The following is a 13,229-nucleotide window of genomic DNA, read 5'->3' as shown; positions in this document are numbered from 1 at the left end:
CAGGACCTCAGCGCGCCAGAACCTTGGCGGCGTCGCGGGTGGTGTCGACCGCATGCGAGACGTTGGCCACCGACTGGACGATCGCCCCGATATTGCCGGTGATCTCCGTGACGGCCCCCGCGGCGCTCTGCATGCTCTCGGCCAGATCCCGGGTCACGGCACTCTGCTCCTCGATGGCGGCCGCGGTGGCCACCACGGTCTCGCGCATCACCGAGACCGAGGACCCGATCGAGCTGAGAGCCTGCACGACCTCCTGCGAGACCCGCTGCACGCTGGCGATCTCGCCGTTGATCTGACCGGTGGCGCGCGCCGCCTGGTCGGCCAGCGCCTTAACCTCGGAGGCGACGACCGCGAAGCCGCGGCCCGCCGCGCCCGCGCGGGCGGCCTCGATGGTGGCGTTCAGCGCCAGCAGGTTGATCTGGCCGGCGATGTCCTGGATCAGGCCGACGATGCCGGTCATGGCGGTGGCGGTCTCGGCCAGCCGCTTGGTGTGGCCGTCCGCGTCCTGAACGCAGGCATAGGCGGTGTCGGTGGCGCTCTGGGAGCGCACGATGCTCTGGGACATCTCCGCCACCGAGGCCGCCAGCTCCTCGGCGGCGGCCGCCACGGTCTGGACGTTCCCGGAGGTCGAGTCCGCCGCCGACGAGGCCAGCGAGGCCGCCGTGGTCGAGTGCGTCACCGCCTGCTCGATCTCGCCGAAGTTCTGATCGATCAGGGTCCGCAGGTTGGCGAACAGCCGGACCTGGTCGCTGATGTCGGTGGCGAATTTCACCACCTTGTAGGGCCGGCCGGCGGCGTCGAGGATCGGGTTGTAGGAGGCCTGGATCCAGACTTCGCGCCCGTCCTTGCCGATCCGCCGGAACTGGGCCGCCTGATAGGTGCCGTTCCGCAGGGCCGCCCAGAAGGCCCGGTAGGCCTCGCTCTCCCGGTAGGCGGGCTCAACGAACAGGCTGTGATGCTGCCCGAGCACCTCGGCGCGGCTGTAGCCCATCGCGGCGAGGAAATTGTCGTTCACCGCGATCACCGTGCCGTCGAGGTCGAAGGCGATGACCGCCTGCACCTTGTCGATCGCGGCGATCTGCCCGGCGCGGTCGGCCTCCTCGGTGCGCTGCTGCGTGATGTCGGTGGCGAACTTCACCACCTTGTAGGGCCGGCCGCGGACGTCGAGCATCGGGTTGTAGGAGGCCTGGATCCAGATCGACCGGCCGCCCCGGCCGACCCGCTGGAACTGGCCCGACTCGAAGGTGCCGGAGCGCAGGCGTTCCCAGAAGGCCCGGTAGTCCGGCGCGTCCCGCCGGGCGGGCTCCATGAACATGCTGTGGTGCTGACCGACGATCTCCGGCAGCGTGTACCCGACGACGTCGAGGAAATTCCGGTTCGCCGACAGGATCCGCCCCGCCAGGTCGAACTCGATCACGCCCTGAACCCGGTCGAGGGCCGCGAGCTTGGCATGCGCTTCACGGACGTTCAGGGCAGAGAACATGGCGCGTCGGCTTCCGCTGGGCGGATCGGGCGCGGCGCACCGCGACCCGCCGGGTCGATACATCCGAAAGTTGCAATGGGAAGATTAACATAGAGTGTCTTTTTACTAGTATTGCGCGGTCCTAATACAGCATCCCAGGGGCCGCCGGCTGCGTGGCCGGCGCGTCCTGACGTGCCCCGGCGCGCCCCGACCTGTCGGTCATAAGGCTCCGTTTACCATTCCTGCCGAGGATCCCGGCCGACCCGCGCGGATCGGCATCCGCGCGGCCTGGAGTCGTTGCCCGGCATGATGTCACGCGCGGAACGCACCCCCCTGACGGACTGGTGGTGGACGGTGGACCGCGGCCTGCTCGCGGCGCTGTTCGCGCTGATGGTCGCGGGCCTCGTCTTCCTGATGGGCGGCGGCCCGCCCGTGGCCGAGCGGATCGGCCTGCCGACCTTCTACTTCCTCAATCGGCAGGCGATGTACCTCGCGCCGACCATCCTGCTGATCTGCGCGGTCTCGTTCCTGTCGCTGCGCGGCATCCGGCGGCTCGCGCTCGTCACGTGGATCCTGGGCGTCATCCTGTGCCTGCTCGCCGGCAAGTTCGGGCCCGAGATCAAGGGCGCGCATCGCTGGATCCAGTTCGGCTCCTTCGGCCTGCAGCCCTCGGAGTTCGTGAAGCCGGCCTTCGTGGTCGTCGCCGCCTGGGCCTTCTCGGAGGGCGCCCAGCGCCGCGACATGCCGGGCGGCATCCTGGCGCTGCTGCTCCTGCCGATCACCATCGTGCCGCTGCTGCTCCAGCCCGATTTCGGCCAGACCATGCTGATTACCATGGTGTGGTGCGCGCTGTTCTTCGTGGCCGGCCTCCACCTGATCTGGGTGGCCGTCCTCGGCGTGCTGGGCCTCGGAGGTGTGTTCGCTGCCTACCTGTTCTTCCACCACGTCCGCGAGCGCTTCAACAAGTTCCTCGACCGGGATTCCGGCGGCGGCTTCCAGGATTTCTGGTCGCGCGAATCGTTCCGCTCGGGCGGCTGGTTCGGCACCGGGCCGGGGGAGGGCGTGGCCAAGCGCCACCTGCCGGACGCGCATACCGACTTCATCTTCTCGGTCACCGGCGAGGAGTTCGGCGTGATCGTCTGCCTCTGCCTCGTGGCGCTGTTCGCCTTCATCGTCCTGCGCGGCCTCAAGCTGGCGCGGCGCACCGACGACACCTTCTCGCGGCTGGCGATCACCGGCCTGACCACGCTGTTCGGCCTCCAGGCCTGCATCAACATGGCGGTGAACACCCAGCTGATGCCCGCCAAGGGCATGACGCTGCCGTTCGTCTCCTACGGCGGCTCCTCGCTGATCTCGCTGGCGCTCGGCACCGGCTTCCTCGTCGCCCTGACCCGCAAGCGCCCCCGCACCGTCATGCTCAGCCAGAAGCCCCCCGGCACCGCGCCGGCCACCGTCGCCGGGGTGATGCGGTGACCGTCTTCACCCCCACGATCCTGCTCTGCGCGGGCGGCACCGGCGGCCACCTGTTCCCGGCCGAGAGCCTCGCCCACGCCCTGCGGGCCCGCGGCATCCGCGTGGCGCTCGCCACCGACGCCCGGGTCGATTCCATCGCGTCCGAGTTCCCGGCCTCGGAGGTCGTCACCATCGCGTCGGCGACGCCGTCCGGCCGCTCGCCGCTGAAGCGGGCCGGCGCCGTGCTGACCCTCGGCCGGGGCTTCGGCGTGGCCGCGAAGGAGATCCGCCGGATCAACCCGGCCGCCATCGTGGGCTTCGGCGGCTACCCGACCGTGCCGCCGGTGCTCGCCGGCCAGATCCTGCGCGTGCCGACGATCCTGCACGAGCAGAACGCCGTGATGGGCCGGGCCAACGCCTTCCTGGCGCGGGGCGCGCGCACCATCGCCACCGGCTTCAAGGTCGTGCGCGGCGTGCCCGACAAGGCCAAGGCCCCGCGGATCCACACCGGCAACCCGCTCCGCCCGGCGGTGATCGAGGCGGCCAAGGTCCCGTATCCCGCTTTCGGCGAGGGCAACGCCCTGCGGCTCCTAGTGTTCGGCGGCAGCCAGGGCGCGCGCGTGATGGGCGAGGTCGTGCCGGAGGCGATCGCCCGCCTGCCCGACGCGCTGCGCGCCCGCCTGCACCTCGTCCAGCAGGTCCGCCCCGAGGACCTGACGGCCGTTCAGAACCGCTATCTCGCCATGGGGCTCGCCGGAATCGAGGCGGCGCCGTTCTTCAAGGACCTGCCGGCGCGGATGGCCGCGAGCCACCTCGTGGTCTCACGCTCCGGCGCCTCGACGGTCTCCGAGCTCGCGGCGATCGGCCGCCCGTCGATCCTCGTGCCGCTGCCGGGCTCCCTCGACCAGGACCAGGCCGCCAACGCCGCGACTCTCGACGCCATCGGCGCGGCGCTGGCGGTGAAGCAGCCGGATTTCACGCCCGAACGGCTCGCCGCGGAGCTGACCGCCTGCTTCGAGACGCCAGCAAAATTGACCGCGGCGGCCGATGCGGCCAGAAGCGCGGGCATCCACGACGCCGCCGAGCGGCTGGCCGAGGTCGTCGTCGAGACGGCCGCCCGCACCTGATTTCTTGAGGGATTCCGCACCGGCGGTCCCGCCACCAGACGGTTCGACCCATGAAGCTGCCCGACAAGCTCGGCCCCATCCACTTCATCGGCATCGGCGGCATCGGCATGTCCGGCATCGCCGAAGTGATGCACAACCTCGGCTACACGGTGCAGGGCTCGGACGCCTCCGACAACGCCAATGTCCGCCGTCTCGCCGAGAAGGGCATGCGCACCTTCGTGGGCCACGATGCCAAGAACGTCGAGGAGGCCGCCCTCGTCGTCGTCTCGACCGCGATCCGGCGCGACAACCCCGAGTTGCAGGCCGCCCGCGAGCGACGCCTCCCCGTGGTGCGACGGGCCGAGATGCTGGCGGAGCTGATGCGCTTCAAGTCCTGCGTGGCGATCGCCGGCACGCACGGTAAGACCACGACCACGTCGCTCGTCGCCACCCTGCTCGACGCCGGCAACCTCGACCCGACCGTGATCAACGGCGGCATCATCAACGCCTACGGCACCAACGCCCGCATGGGGGCGGGCGAGTGGATGGTGGTGGAGGCCGACGAGTCCGACGGCACCTTCCTGAAGCTGCCGGCCGACGTCGCGATCGTCACCAACATCGATCCCGAGCATCTCGACCATTTCGGCTCGTTCGACGCGATCAAGGACGCGTTCCGGCGCTTCATCGACAACATCCCGTTCTACGGCTTCGCGGTGATGTGCATCGACCACCCGGTGGTGCAGGACCTCGTCGGCCATATCGAGGACCGGCGGATCATCACCTACGGCGAGAACCCGCAGGCCGACGTGCGCCTGATCGACGTGGACCTGCGCGGCGGCCAGAGCCGCTTCCGGGTGATGATCCGCGACCGCCGTCCGGGCTACCGGATGGAGATGGAGGATCTCGTCCTGCCGATGCCCGGCAAGCACAACGCCCTCAACGCCACCGCGGCGCTCGCCGTCGCGCACGAGCTCGGCGTGAAGCCGGACGCGATCCGCCAGGCGCTCGCGGGCTTCGGCGGCGTGAAGCGGCGCTTCACCCGCACCGGCGAGTGGAACGGCGCGACGATCTTCGACGATTACGGACACCATCCGGTGGAGATCAAGGCGGTGCTCAAGGCCGCCCGCGCCTCGACCGAGCACGGCGTCGTCGCCATCGTGCAGCCGCACCGCTACACCCGCCTGCAGTCGCTGTTCGACGATTTCTGCACCTGCTTCAACGATGCCGACACGGTCATCGTCGCGCCGGTCTACGCGGCCGGCGAGCAGCCGATCGAGGGCTTCGACCGCGACAGCCTCGTGGCCGGCCTGCGCTCGCGCGGCCACCGCGACGCCCGGGCCCTGGAGCGGCCGGAGGAACTCGCGGGTATCATCGCGGAGCTCGCCAAGCCCGGCGACTACGTGGTGTGCCTCGGCGCCGGCACGATCACCCAGTGGGCCTACGCCCTGCCGGACGAACTCGCCGCGCGGGGACGGTAGGCGCGGTGCGCGCGCCCGCCCCGGGAGGCCTCTCGGGTCGGCAGCACCCTCGACCGTCCACACTGGGCTGCGCTCCGAGGATGAACCCGGCGGTGACTCTCCGGACCCCGGCCTCGCAGCGTCCGCTGCCACCCCGATGCGACGACACCAGGATCGCCGCATCCCTCTCCCCGCGGGCGGGGCGAGGGGAGACACACAGATGACCGCCTCTCTGCACGATCGCATCCGGGCCGCCGCGCCCGACCTCCGCGGGCGCCTGCTCGCCGACCAGCCGCTCGCCGACCTCACCTGGTTCCGGGTCGGCGGACCGGCCGAGGTGCTGTTCACCCCGGCCGACGAGGAGGATCTCGCCCGCCTCCTCGCCGCTCTCGATCCGGACGTGCTGGTCACGGTCATCGGGCTCGGCTCGAACTTGATCGTGCGGGACGGCGGCGTGCCGGGCGTGGTCGTGCGCCTCGGCGGCAAGGCCTTCGGCAGCATCGCGATCGACGGCGACGCGCTGACCGTCGGCACCGCGGTCCCGGACATGCGCCTCGCCAAGGCGGCGGCCGAGGCCGGGCTCGACGGGCTCGCCTTCTACCGCGGCATCCCGGGTTCGATCGGCGGAGCGCTGCGCATGAACGCGGGCGCGCATGGTGGCGAGACCACCGACGTGCTGGTCGAGGCCCGCGGCATCGACCGCGGGGGCGCGCTGCGCACCTTCAGCCACGCCGACATGGGCTTCTCCTACCGGCACTCGGACGCCCCGGAGGACGTGATCTTCACGCGCGCCGTCTTCCGCGGACGGCCCGGCGACCGGGTTGCCATCGAGGCCGAGATGGAGCGGGTCACCGCCGCCCGCGAGGCCGCGCAGCCGATCCGCGAGCGGACCGGCGGCTCGACCTTCGCCAACCCGGACGGCGGCAAGGCGTGGCAGCTCGTCGACGCCGCCGGCTGCCGCGGATTGAGGCGGGGCGGCGCCCAGGTCAGCGAGATGCACTGCAACTTTCTGATCAATACCGGTACTGCGAGCGCGGCCGATATCGAGGGTCTCGGCGAGGAGGTCCGCCGCCGCGTCCGGGAGACCAGCGGGGTCGCATTGCGCTGGGAGATCCGGCGCATCGGCCAGCCCGCCGGCACGACGTGAGAGCGGTGTTCCGGACGGTCCGGTGCGCTCAGATCCTAAATGAAGCCGACCTATTCGAGGTGCCCTGATGTCCAAGCACGTCGCCGTCCTGCTGGGCGGCACCTCCGCCGAGCGCGAGGTCTCCCTCAGTTCCGGCAAGGCCTGCGCCGACGCGCTCGAAGGGGAGGGCTACCGGGTCACCCGGGTCGATGTCGGCCCCGACATCGCCGCGGTGCTGACGGCGCTCCGGCCTGACGTGGCCTTCAACGCGCTCCACGGGCCGGACGGCGAGGACGGCACCATCCAGGGCCTGCTGGAGATCCTCAAGATCCCCTACACCCATTCCGGCGTCCTCGCGTCGGCGCTCGCCATGAACAAGGAGCGGGCCAAGACCGTCATGCGCGCCGCCGGCGTCGACGTGCCCGAGGGCCGGATCGTTAACCGTCGTGAGGCCGCCAGGACACACCCCCTGCCGCCACCGTACGTCGTGAAACCGATCGCGGAAGGCTCATCGGTGGGTGTGATCATCGTGCGCGACGGCCGCTCGCACCCGCCCCAGATCCTCGCCTCCGAGGAGTGGACGTTCGGCGAGCAAGTCCTTGCAGAACCTTACATTGCTGGCCGCGAACTCACCTGCGGCGTGATGGGCGACAAGGCCCTCGGAGTGATCGAGGTGAAGGCCGCCACGGGCGATTGGTACGATTACGACGCCAAGTACGCCCCGGGGGGCTCGGTGCACGTGCTCCCGGCCGAACTTAAACCAAATGTTTACCAGCGTGTCCAAGAACTGTCGTTAACGGCGCATCAAGCACTGGGCTGTCGGGGCGTCAGCCGTGCCGACCTTCGCTACGACGACACACCGGGTGGAACCGGTCTGCTCGTGGTGCTGGAGGTCAACACGCAACCCGGCATGACCCAGACGAGCCTTGTGCCGGAGATGGCGGCCCATGCGGGCCTGAGTTTCGGTGAGCTCGTCCGATGGATGGTGGAGGACGCTTCCCTGAATCGCTGAGCGGCGACGCCGCCGGCCGGAGTGGTCCCGCGCGCCTCGCCGGCGCGATCCTGGGCCGGCTCACCGGCCGCGGCACGTCCCGGTCGCTCTCGGTTCGTCGGGCCCGCCCGAGTCAGCGCCTGAGCGAGCGCCTGCCCCGGGGCGCCGGGATCGTGGCGGTCTCCGTCTCCGCCGCCGCCGTGGCGCTCGCCGGTTTCGTGGCGAGCGGCCGCTACGACGCGTTCGTGGCCGAGCAGGGCCGCCCCCTCGACATCGCCGCGCGCGTCGCCGGCTTCGGCGTCGAGCGCGTCACCATCTCGGGCATCTCCCGCATGTACGAGCGCGAGGTCCTGGCGGCCGCCGGGATCGACTGGCGCTCCTCGGTTCCCTTCCTCGACGTCGCCGACGTGCGCGAGCGGCTGCTCCGCGTGCCGCTGATCGCGCAGGCCTCGGTCCGGAAGATCTACCCCAACGAGATCGCCATCACCCAGGTGGAGCGCGAGCCCGCGGCCCTCTGGCAGAAGAACGGCGAGATCAGCGTGATCGCCGCCGACGGCACCGTCATCGACGCCATGCGCGACGACCGCTACGCCAGCCTGCCCCTGGTGGTCGGCGAGGACGCCAACACCAAGCTTCCGGAATACCTCGCCCTCATCGCCGCCGCGGGGCCGCTCGCCGAGCGGATCAAGGCCGGCACCTACGTGTCGGGCCGGCGCTGGACCCTCAAGTTCGACGGCATCGACGTGCGCCTGCCCGAGGTCGATCCGGCCGCGGCGCTCGCCCGCCTCGTCCGGTTCGAGCGCGAGGCCCACCTGCTCGAGAAGGACGTCATCGCGGTGGACCTGCGCATGCCGGACCGCCTGGTGGTGCGCCTGACCGAGGAGGCCGCCGCCGCCCGCGCGGAAGCCCAGAAGGCGAAGAAGAAGGGCGCGGCCAGCTGATGCCCTTCCTGTCGATCTCCGCCCGTCCCGCATCCCGCGCCCGGTAGCGTCAATGCACAGCCAACACGGCCTCACGCCGCGCTTGAAGCCGCTCTCCGCCCGGCGCTCGACCACCCTCTCGGTGCTCGACATCGGCACGAGCAAGGTGGTCTGCCTCATCGCCGAATTGCAGCCCGCCGAAGCGCTCACGACGCTCCGCGGCCGCACGCACCTCGCGCGCATCATCGGCATCGGCCACCAGCGCTCCCTGGGCCTGAAGGGCGGCGCCATCGTCGATCTCGCCGCGGCCGAGAGCGCGATCCGTCAGGCGGTCCACGCCGCCGAACGCATGGCCAAGGTCGAGGTCCAGTCGGTCATCGTCAACATGTCGGGCGGCCGGCTCGCCTCGCAGCATTTCCAGGCGCGGGTGAACGTCCGCTCGGGCACCGTCACGGGCAGCGACGTCGAGCGGGTGCTCGAGACCGCCAGCGCCCACGGCGTCAGCCCCGGCCGGGCCGTGCTGCACGCGCTGCCCACCGGCTACGCCCTCGACGGGCAGGGCGCCGTCATCGACCCGTCGGGCATGATCGGCGAGGCGCTCAGCGTCGACCTGCACGTCGTCACCAGCGAGCTCGCGGCCGCCCGCAACGTCATGCTGGCGGTGGAGCACTGCCACCTCGGCGTCGAGGCGGTGATCGCCACGCCCTACGCGGCCGGCCTCTCGGCGCTGGTCGACGACGAGGCCGAGATGGGCGTCTGCGTCGTCGACATGGGCGGCGGCACCACCAGCGTCGGCGTGTTCTCCGGCGGCCACCTCGTTCACGTGGACGCCCTCGCGGTCGGCGGCCACCACGTCACCATGGACATCGCCCGCGGCCTCTCCACCCGCATGGCGGCGGCCGAGCGGCTGAAGACCCTCTACGGCTCGGCCCTCTCCACCCCCTCCGACGACCGCGACATGATCGCCGTGCACGGCGTCGGCGAGGACGAGGGCGAGGCGCCGGCCCACATCCCGCGCTCGCAGCTCGTGCGGATCATCAAGCCGCGCGTCGAGGAGGTGGTCGAGCTGGTGCGGGACCGCCTGCGCGACGCGGGCTTCGCCGCCCAGGCCGGGCGGCGCGTCGTCCTCACCGGCGGCGCCAGCCAGCTCGTCGGTCTGCCCGAGGTCGCCCGCCGCGTCCTCCAGGGTCAGGTGCGGATCGGACGGCCCCTCGGCATCCGGGGCCTGCCGGAAGCCGCCAAGGGTCCGGCCTTCTCGGCGGCGGTCGGCCTGCTCGTCTACCCGCAGGTCGCCCATGCCGAGCATTTCGAGCCGCGGGGGCACGGCGCCTTCGCGGCGACCGGGACCGACAACTACCTGAACCGGGTCGGCCGCTGGCTCCGGGACAGCTTCTAGGTTTCACGCCCGCCCGCTCGCGCGGGGGGATCGAAGGGATCCGGCGCCCAGGCGTCGCACGGACAGCACAGTTAGCGAGAGGCTCGACACCATGGCCATCACCCTCCAGGCGCCGGACATCCGGGAACTGAAGCCCCGCATCACCGTCTTCGGCGTCGGCGGCGCCGGCGGCAACGCCGTCAACAACATGATTGAGTCGGGCCTCCTCGGCTGCGAGTTCGTCGTGGCCAACACCGACGCGCAGGCGCTCACCTCCTCGAAGGCCGAGCGGGTGATCCAGATGGGCCTGGGCGTCACCCAGGGCCTCGGCGCCGGATCGCACCCGGAGGTCGGCTCGGCCGCCGCCGACGAGGTGATCGACGAGATCCGCGACCAGCTCTCCGGCGCCCACATGTGCTTCATCACCGCCGGCATGGGCGGCGGCACCGGCACCGGCGCCGCGCCGGTCATCGCCCGGGCGGCCCGCGACATGGGCATCCTGACGGTCGGCGTCGTGACCAAGCCGTTCCAGTTCGAGGGCATGCGCCGCATGCGGACCGCCGAGTCCGGCATCCAGGAGCTGCAGGCCGCGGTCGACACCCTGATCGTGATCCCGAACCAGAACCTGTTCCGGGTCGCCAACGAGAAGACCACCTTCGCGGACGCCTTCGCGATGGCCGACCAAGTGCTCTACTCGGGCGTCGCCTGCATCACCGACCTGATGGTGAAGGAAGGCCTCATCAACCTCGACTTCGCCGACGTCCGGGCGATCATGCGCGGCATGGGCAAGGCCATGATGGGCACCGGCGAGGCGTCCGGCGAGAAGCGCGCCAACCGCGCCGCCGAGGCCGCCATCGCCAACCCGCTGCTCGACGACGTCTCGATGAAGGGCGCCCGCGGCCTGCTGATCTCGATCACCGGCGGCTCCGACCTGACCCTCTACGAGCTCGACGAGGCCGCCACCCGCATCCGCGAGGAGGTCGACCAGGACGCCAACATCATCCTGGGCGCCACCTTCGACGAGAGCCTCGACGGCATCATCCGCGTGTCGGTGGTCGCCACCGGCATCGAGCCGGCGCTGATCTCGGCGAACTCGCCCAACAACCCGGCCATCGCCGAGACCGAGCAGCGCATCGCCGAGGTCGCCGAGCGCCTGCGCGCCGAGGCCCGCTCGCGCGCCGCCTCGCCGGTGCCGAGCATCCGCACCGAGTCGGTCGCCCCGGCGCCGATGCCCGCCCCGGCCCCCGCGCCGCTCGCGGCCCCCGAGATGCGCCCCGAGTCGCGGATCGACAGCCGCATCGAGGCCGCCGCGCCGATGACCCGCGACGACGTCGTGCTCGCCCCGGTCCAGGCGCGCGCCGCGGCGCCGTTCGTCCCGGCCCCCGCGCCGCAGCGCGTCGAGGCGGCGCCCGCCGTCGAGGCCGGCCCGTTCGTGCCGCCGCGTCCGGCCGCCCCGACGGGCACGCCGCTCGCCCGCGCCCCGCGGATGCCGCAGATCCACGAGCTGCCGCCGATCGCCCAGACGCAGATCATGGCGAACCGCGCTGCCGAGGAGGCCGCCCCGGAATCCAAGCGGACCTCGCTGCTGCGCCGGCTCGCGACGGTGGGCTTCGGCGGCCGCCGCGAGGACATGGACGGCGCCCCGGCGGCCCGGCCGGCCTCGCCCGCCGCCCCGCAGCCGCATATGGCCCAGTCGCACATGGCCCAGTCGCACATGGCCCAGCCCCACATGGCGCAGCCCCACGTGCCGCCGGCCCCGCGCGCTCCGGCCGCCCCCGCGGTCCCGCAGTACCGCCCGGCCCAGGGCAACCTCGACGGTCAGGGACGGACCGCGCCCCAGCCGCGGATGATGGACGACGATCAGCTCGAGATCCCGGCCTTCCTCCGCCGTCAGGCGAACTGACCGGGCCGGGTCTCCGGCACGGCCCGGGGCTGGCGGGAAACCGCCGGCCCCTTCGCGCTGCAGCAAAGCAACTCATGGTTGTTGCGGTGAGAAATAGGGCTCGACGAGGCTGTGCGCCGCGGCTCTCGAGCGGTGGCGCATGGTGCATCCGCGCCACAGAACGGCCGCGGGTTAGTCACGCATTAACCAACCTTTAAGCCTTTGGTGGAGCAGCGCTTTGTGGTTACGAACCGCTAAGCGTGTCTGTAACAGACCGTAAGAATCCGTGATTTGGCTGCCCTGTGCGGCGCAGCTATAGAAACCATGTGATCGAGACGACACGCAGCAGGACACAACCTGATCGCGTGGGCTAGGGCATCAAGCAGCGGACGGATCAGTCAGTTTCTCCTCACCCCCAGTCGGGGTGGCGGAAATGATCGCGCCCGGGGGCTAAGGAATGCGAACGCATAAACAGACGACCCTCAAAGGGCCGGCGACTCTCTCGGGGATCGGAGTTCACTCCGGCAACCCCGCCGAGATCACCATCCGACCCGCTCCGGCCAATCACGGCATCGCCTTCCTCCGCACCGGCACCACCCACGGCAACGACCGCCTGATCAAGGCGCATCACGCCCTCGTCTCCGCCACCGAACTCTGCACCGTCCTGGGTGACGTCGAGACCGGCGCGGTCGCCACCGTCGAGCACCTGATGTCCGCCCTGTACGGGCTGGGCGTCGACAACGCTCTGGTCGAGATCGACGGCCCCGAGATGCCGATCCTCGACGGGTCCGCGCTCCCCTTCGTCCAGGCGATCGACCAGACCGGCATCGCCACCTGCGACACGCCGCGGCGCTGGCTCAAGATCCTCCGCCACGTCCGCATCGAAACCGGGACATCCTTCGCGGAACTGCGCCCGATCGACCGCGGCTTCCGCCTCGACGTCGAGATCGACTTCGAGAGTCCGGTGATCGGCCGCTCCCGGAAGGCGATGGACCTGTCGCCCGCGACCTACCGCCGCGAGATCGCCGGCGCCCGCACCTTCGGGATGATGCGGGACGTGGAGCGCTACTGGAAGGCGGGCTTCGCCCTCGGTGCCTCCCTGGAGAACACCGTGGCGGTCGGCGAGACCGCGGTGGTCAATCCCGAGGGCCTGCGCTTCCAAGACGAGTTCGTCCGCCACAAGATCCTCGACGCCATCGGCGACCTCGCCCTGGCGGGCCTGCCGATCCAGGGAGCCTACCGCTCCTATTGCGGCGGCCACCGGATGAATGTCGGGGTGCTGTCGGCCCTGTTCGCCGACCGGGCGAACTACGCCATCGTCGAGGCGCAGGGCTCGCGCCGCGAGACCGTGCTGTCCGAACTCGGCGCCGGCCTGGGCCTCGCCGCCTTCGCGGGCGACCTGTAGCCCCTGTGACCGACGGGCCACAGCCCGCAACCGATCCTGACTGCCGCAGCCTT

General features: G+C 71.2%; 10 protein-coding genes. 9 read left to right on the top strand and 1 reads right to left on the bottom strand.

The annotated features are described in order from the left end of the window. Window positions 1-7 precede the first annotated feature (7 nt). Window positions 8-1,483, bottom strand: coding sequence for a methyl-accepting chemotaxis protein (locus ACLBYG_RS16380; protein WP_447682089.1), 1,476 nt, complete (start codon window positions 1,481-1,483; stop codon window positions 8-10). Between the two features lie 285 nt (window positions 1,484-1,768). On the opposite strand from ACLBYG_RS16380, the gene ACLBYG_RS16375 reads away from it, so the two are divergent. The 9 genes from ACLBYG_RS16375 to lpxC all read left to right on the top strand — a co-directional run bounded on the left by ACLBYG_RS16375 (window position 1,769) and on the right by lpxC (window position 13,176). Further along, entirely contained in the window at window positions 1,769-2,935 is a 1,167-nt protein-coding gene (locus tag ACLBYG_RS16375) for an FtsW/RodA/SpoVE family cell cycle protein (protein WP_020094126.1), read from the top strand. Beyond that, on the top strand, window positions 2,932-4,041 hold the full coding sequence (murG, locus tag ACLBYG_RS16370) for an undecaprenyldiphospho-muramoylpentapeptide beta-N-acetylglucosaminyltransferase (protein ID WP_447682088.1): 1,110 nt from the start codon (window positions 2,932-2,934) through the stop codon (window positions 4,039-4,041). Before ACLBYG_RS16375 ends, murG begins: the two co-directional genes overlap by 4 nt. A 50-nt stretch (window positions 4,042-4,091) precedes the next feature. Further along, window positions 4,092-5,498, top strand: a complete 1,407-nt coding sequence (gene murC / locus ACLBYG_RS16365) for a UDP-N-acetylmuramate--L-alanine ligase (protein WP_331298920.1) — start codon at window positions 4,092-4,094, stop codon at window positions 5,496-5,498. Window positions 5,499-5,697: 199 nt separating this feature from the next. After that, window positions 5,698-6,624 carry a UDP-N-acetylmuramate dehydrogenase gene (gene murB, locus ACLBYG_RS16360; RefSeq protein WP_447682087.1) on the top strand — a complete coding sequence of 309 codons (927 nt, stop codon included), beginning with the start codon at window positions 5,698-5,700 and terminating at the stop codon, window positions 6,622-6,624. A gap of 67 nt (window positions 6,625-6,691) precedes the next feature. Further along, window positions 6,692-7,615: a D-alanine--D-alanine ligase gene (locus tag ACLBYG_RS16355; protein WP_020094130.1), complete on the top strand. Its 924-nt coding sequence runs from the start codon at window positions 6,692-6,694 to the stop codon at window positions 7,613-7,615. Continuing rightward, complete coding sequence (locus tag ACLBYG_RS16350) at window positions 7,582-8,535, top strand: cell division protein FtsQ/DivIB (RefSeq protein ID WP_091927095.1); 954 nt, start codon at window positions 7,582-7,584, stop codon at window positions 8,533-8,535. The genes ACLBYG_RS16355 and ACLBYG_RS16350 overlap by 34 nt, the downstream gene beginning before the upstream one ends. A 52-nt stretch (window positions 8,536-8,587) precedes the next feature. Then, window positions 8,588-9,910: a cell division protein FtsA gene (ftsA, locus tag ACLBYG_RS16345; protein WP_012319319.1), complete on the top strand. Its 1,323-nt coding sequence runs from the start codon at window positions 8,588-8,590 to the stop codon at window positions 9,908-9,910. Window positions 9,911-10,001: 91 nt separating this feature from the next. Further along, on the top strand, window positions 10,002-11,792 hold the full coding sequence (ftsZ, locus tag ACLBYG_RS16340) for a cell division protein FtsZ (RefSeq protein ID WP_447682086.1): 1,791 nt from the start codon (window positions 10,002-10,004) through the stop codon (window positions 11,790-11,792). Window positions 11,793-12,228: 436 nt separating this feature from the next. Next, the gene (gene lpxC, locus ACLBYG_RS16335) at window positions 12,229-13,176 is read left to right on the top strand and encodes a UDP-3-O-acyl-N-acetylglucosamine deacetylase (RefSeq protein ID WP_020094133.1); all 948 of its coding nucleotides are present in this window, start codon (window positions 12,229-12,231) and stop codon (window positions 13,174-13,176) included. The last annotated feature ends 53 nt before the right edge of the window (window positions 13,177-13,229 follow it).

This window comes from Methylobacterium sp. D53M (assembly GCF_053345625.1).
This window is presented reverse-complemented; position numbering and strand designations above follow the sequence as displayed.

Excerpts from the sequence above, each read along its gene's own strand:
- ACLBYG_RS16350 (WP_091927095.1), top strand. The coding sequence starts at position 7,582 with ATGGATGGTGGAGGACGCTTCCCTGAATCGCTGAGCGGCGACGCCGCC.
- lpxC (WP_020094133.1), top strand. The coding sequence starts at position 12,229 with ATGCGAACGCATAAACAGACGACCCTCAAAGGGCCGGCGACTCTCTCG.
- ftsZ (WP_447682086.1), top strand. The coding sequence starts at position 10,002 with ATGGCCATCACCCTCCAGGCGCCGGACATCCGGGAACTGAAGCCCCGC.
- murC (WP_331298920.1), top strand. The coding sequence starts at position 4,092 with ATGAAGCTGCCCGACAAGCTCGGCCCCATCCACTTCATCGGCATCGGC.
- ACLBYG_RS16380 (WP_447682089.1), bottom strand. The coding sequence starts at position 1,483 with ATGTTCTCTGCCCTGAACGTCCGTGAAGCGCATGCCAAGCTCGCGGCC.
- murB (WP_447682087.1), top strand. The coding sequence starts at position 5,698 with ATGACCGCCTCTCTGCACGATCGCATCCGGGCCGCCGCGCCCGACCTC.
- ftsA (WP_012319319.1), top strand. The coding sequence starts at position 8,588 with ATGCACAGCCAACACGGCCTCACGCCGCGCTTGAAGCCGCTCTCCGCC.
- ACLBYG_RS16375 (WP_020094126.1), top strand. The coding sequence starts at position 1,769 with ATGATGTCACGCGCGGAACGCACCCCCCTGACGGACTGGTGGTGGACG.
- ACLBYG_RS16355 (WP_020094130.1), top strand. The coding sequence starts at position 6,692 with ATGTCCAAGCACGTCGCCGTCCTGCTGGGCGGCACCTCCGCCGAGCGC.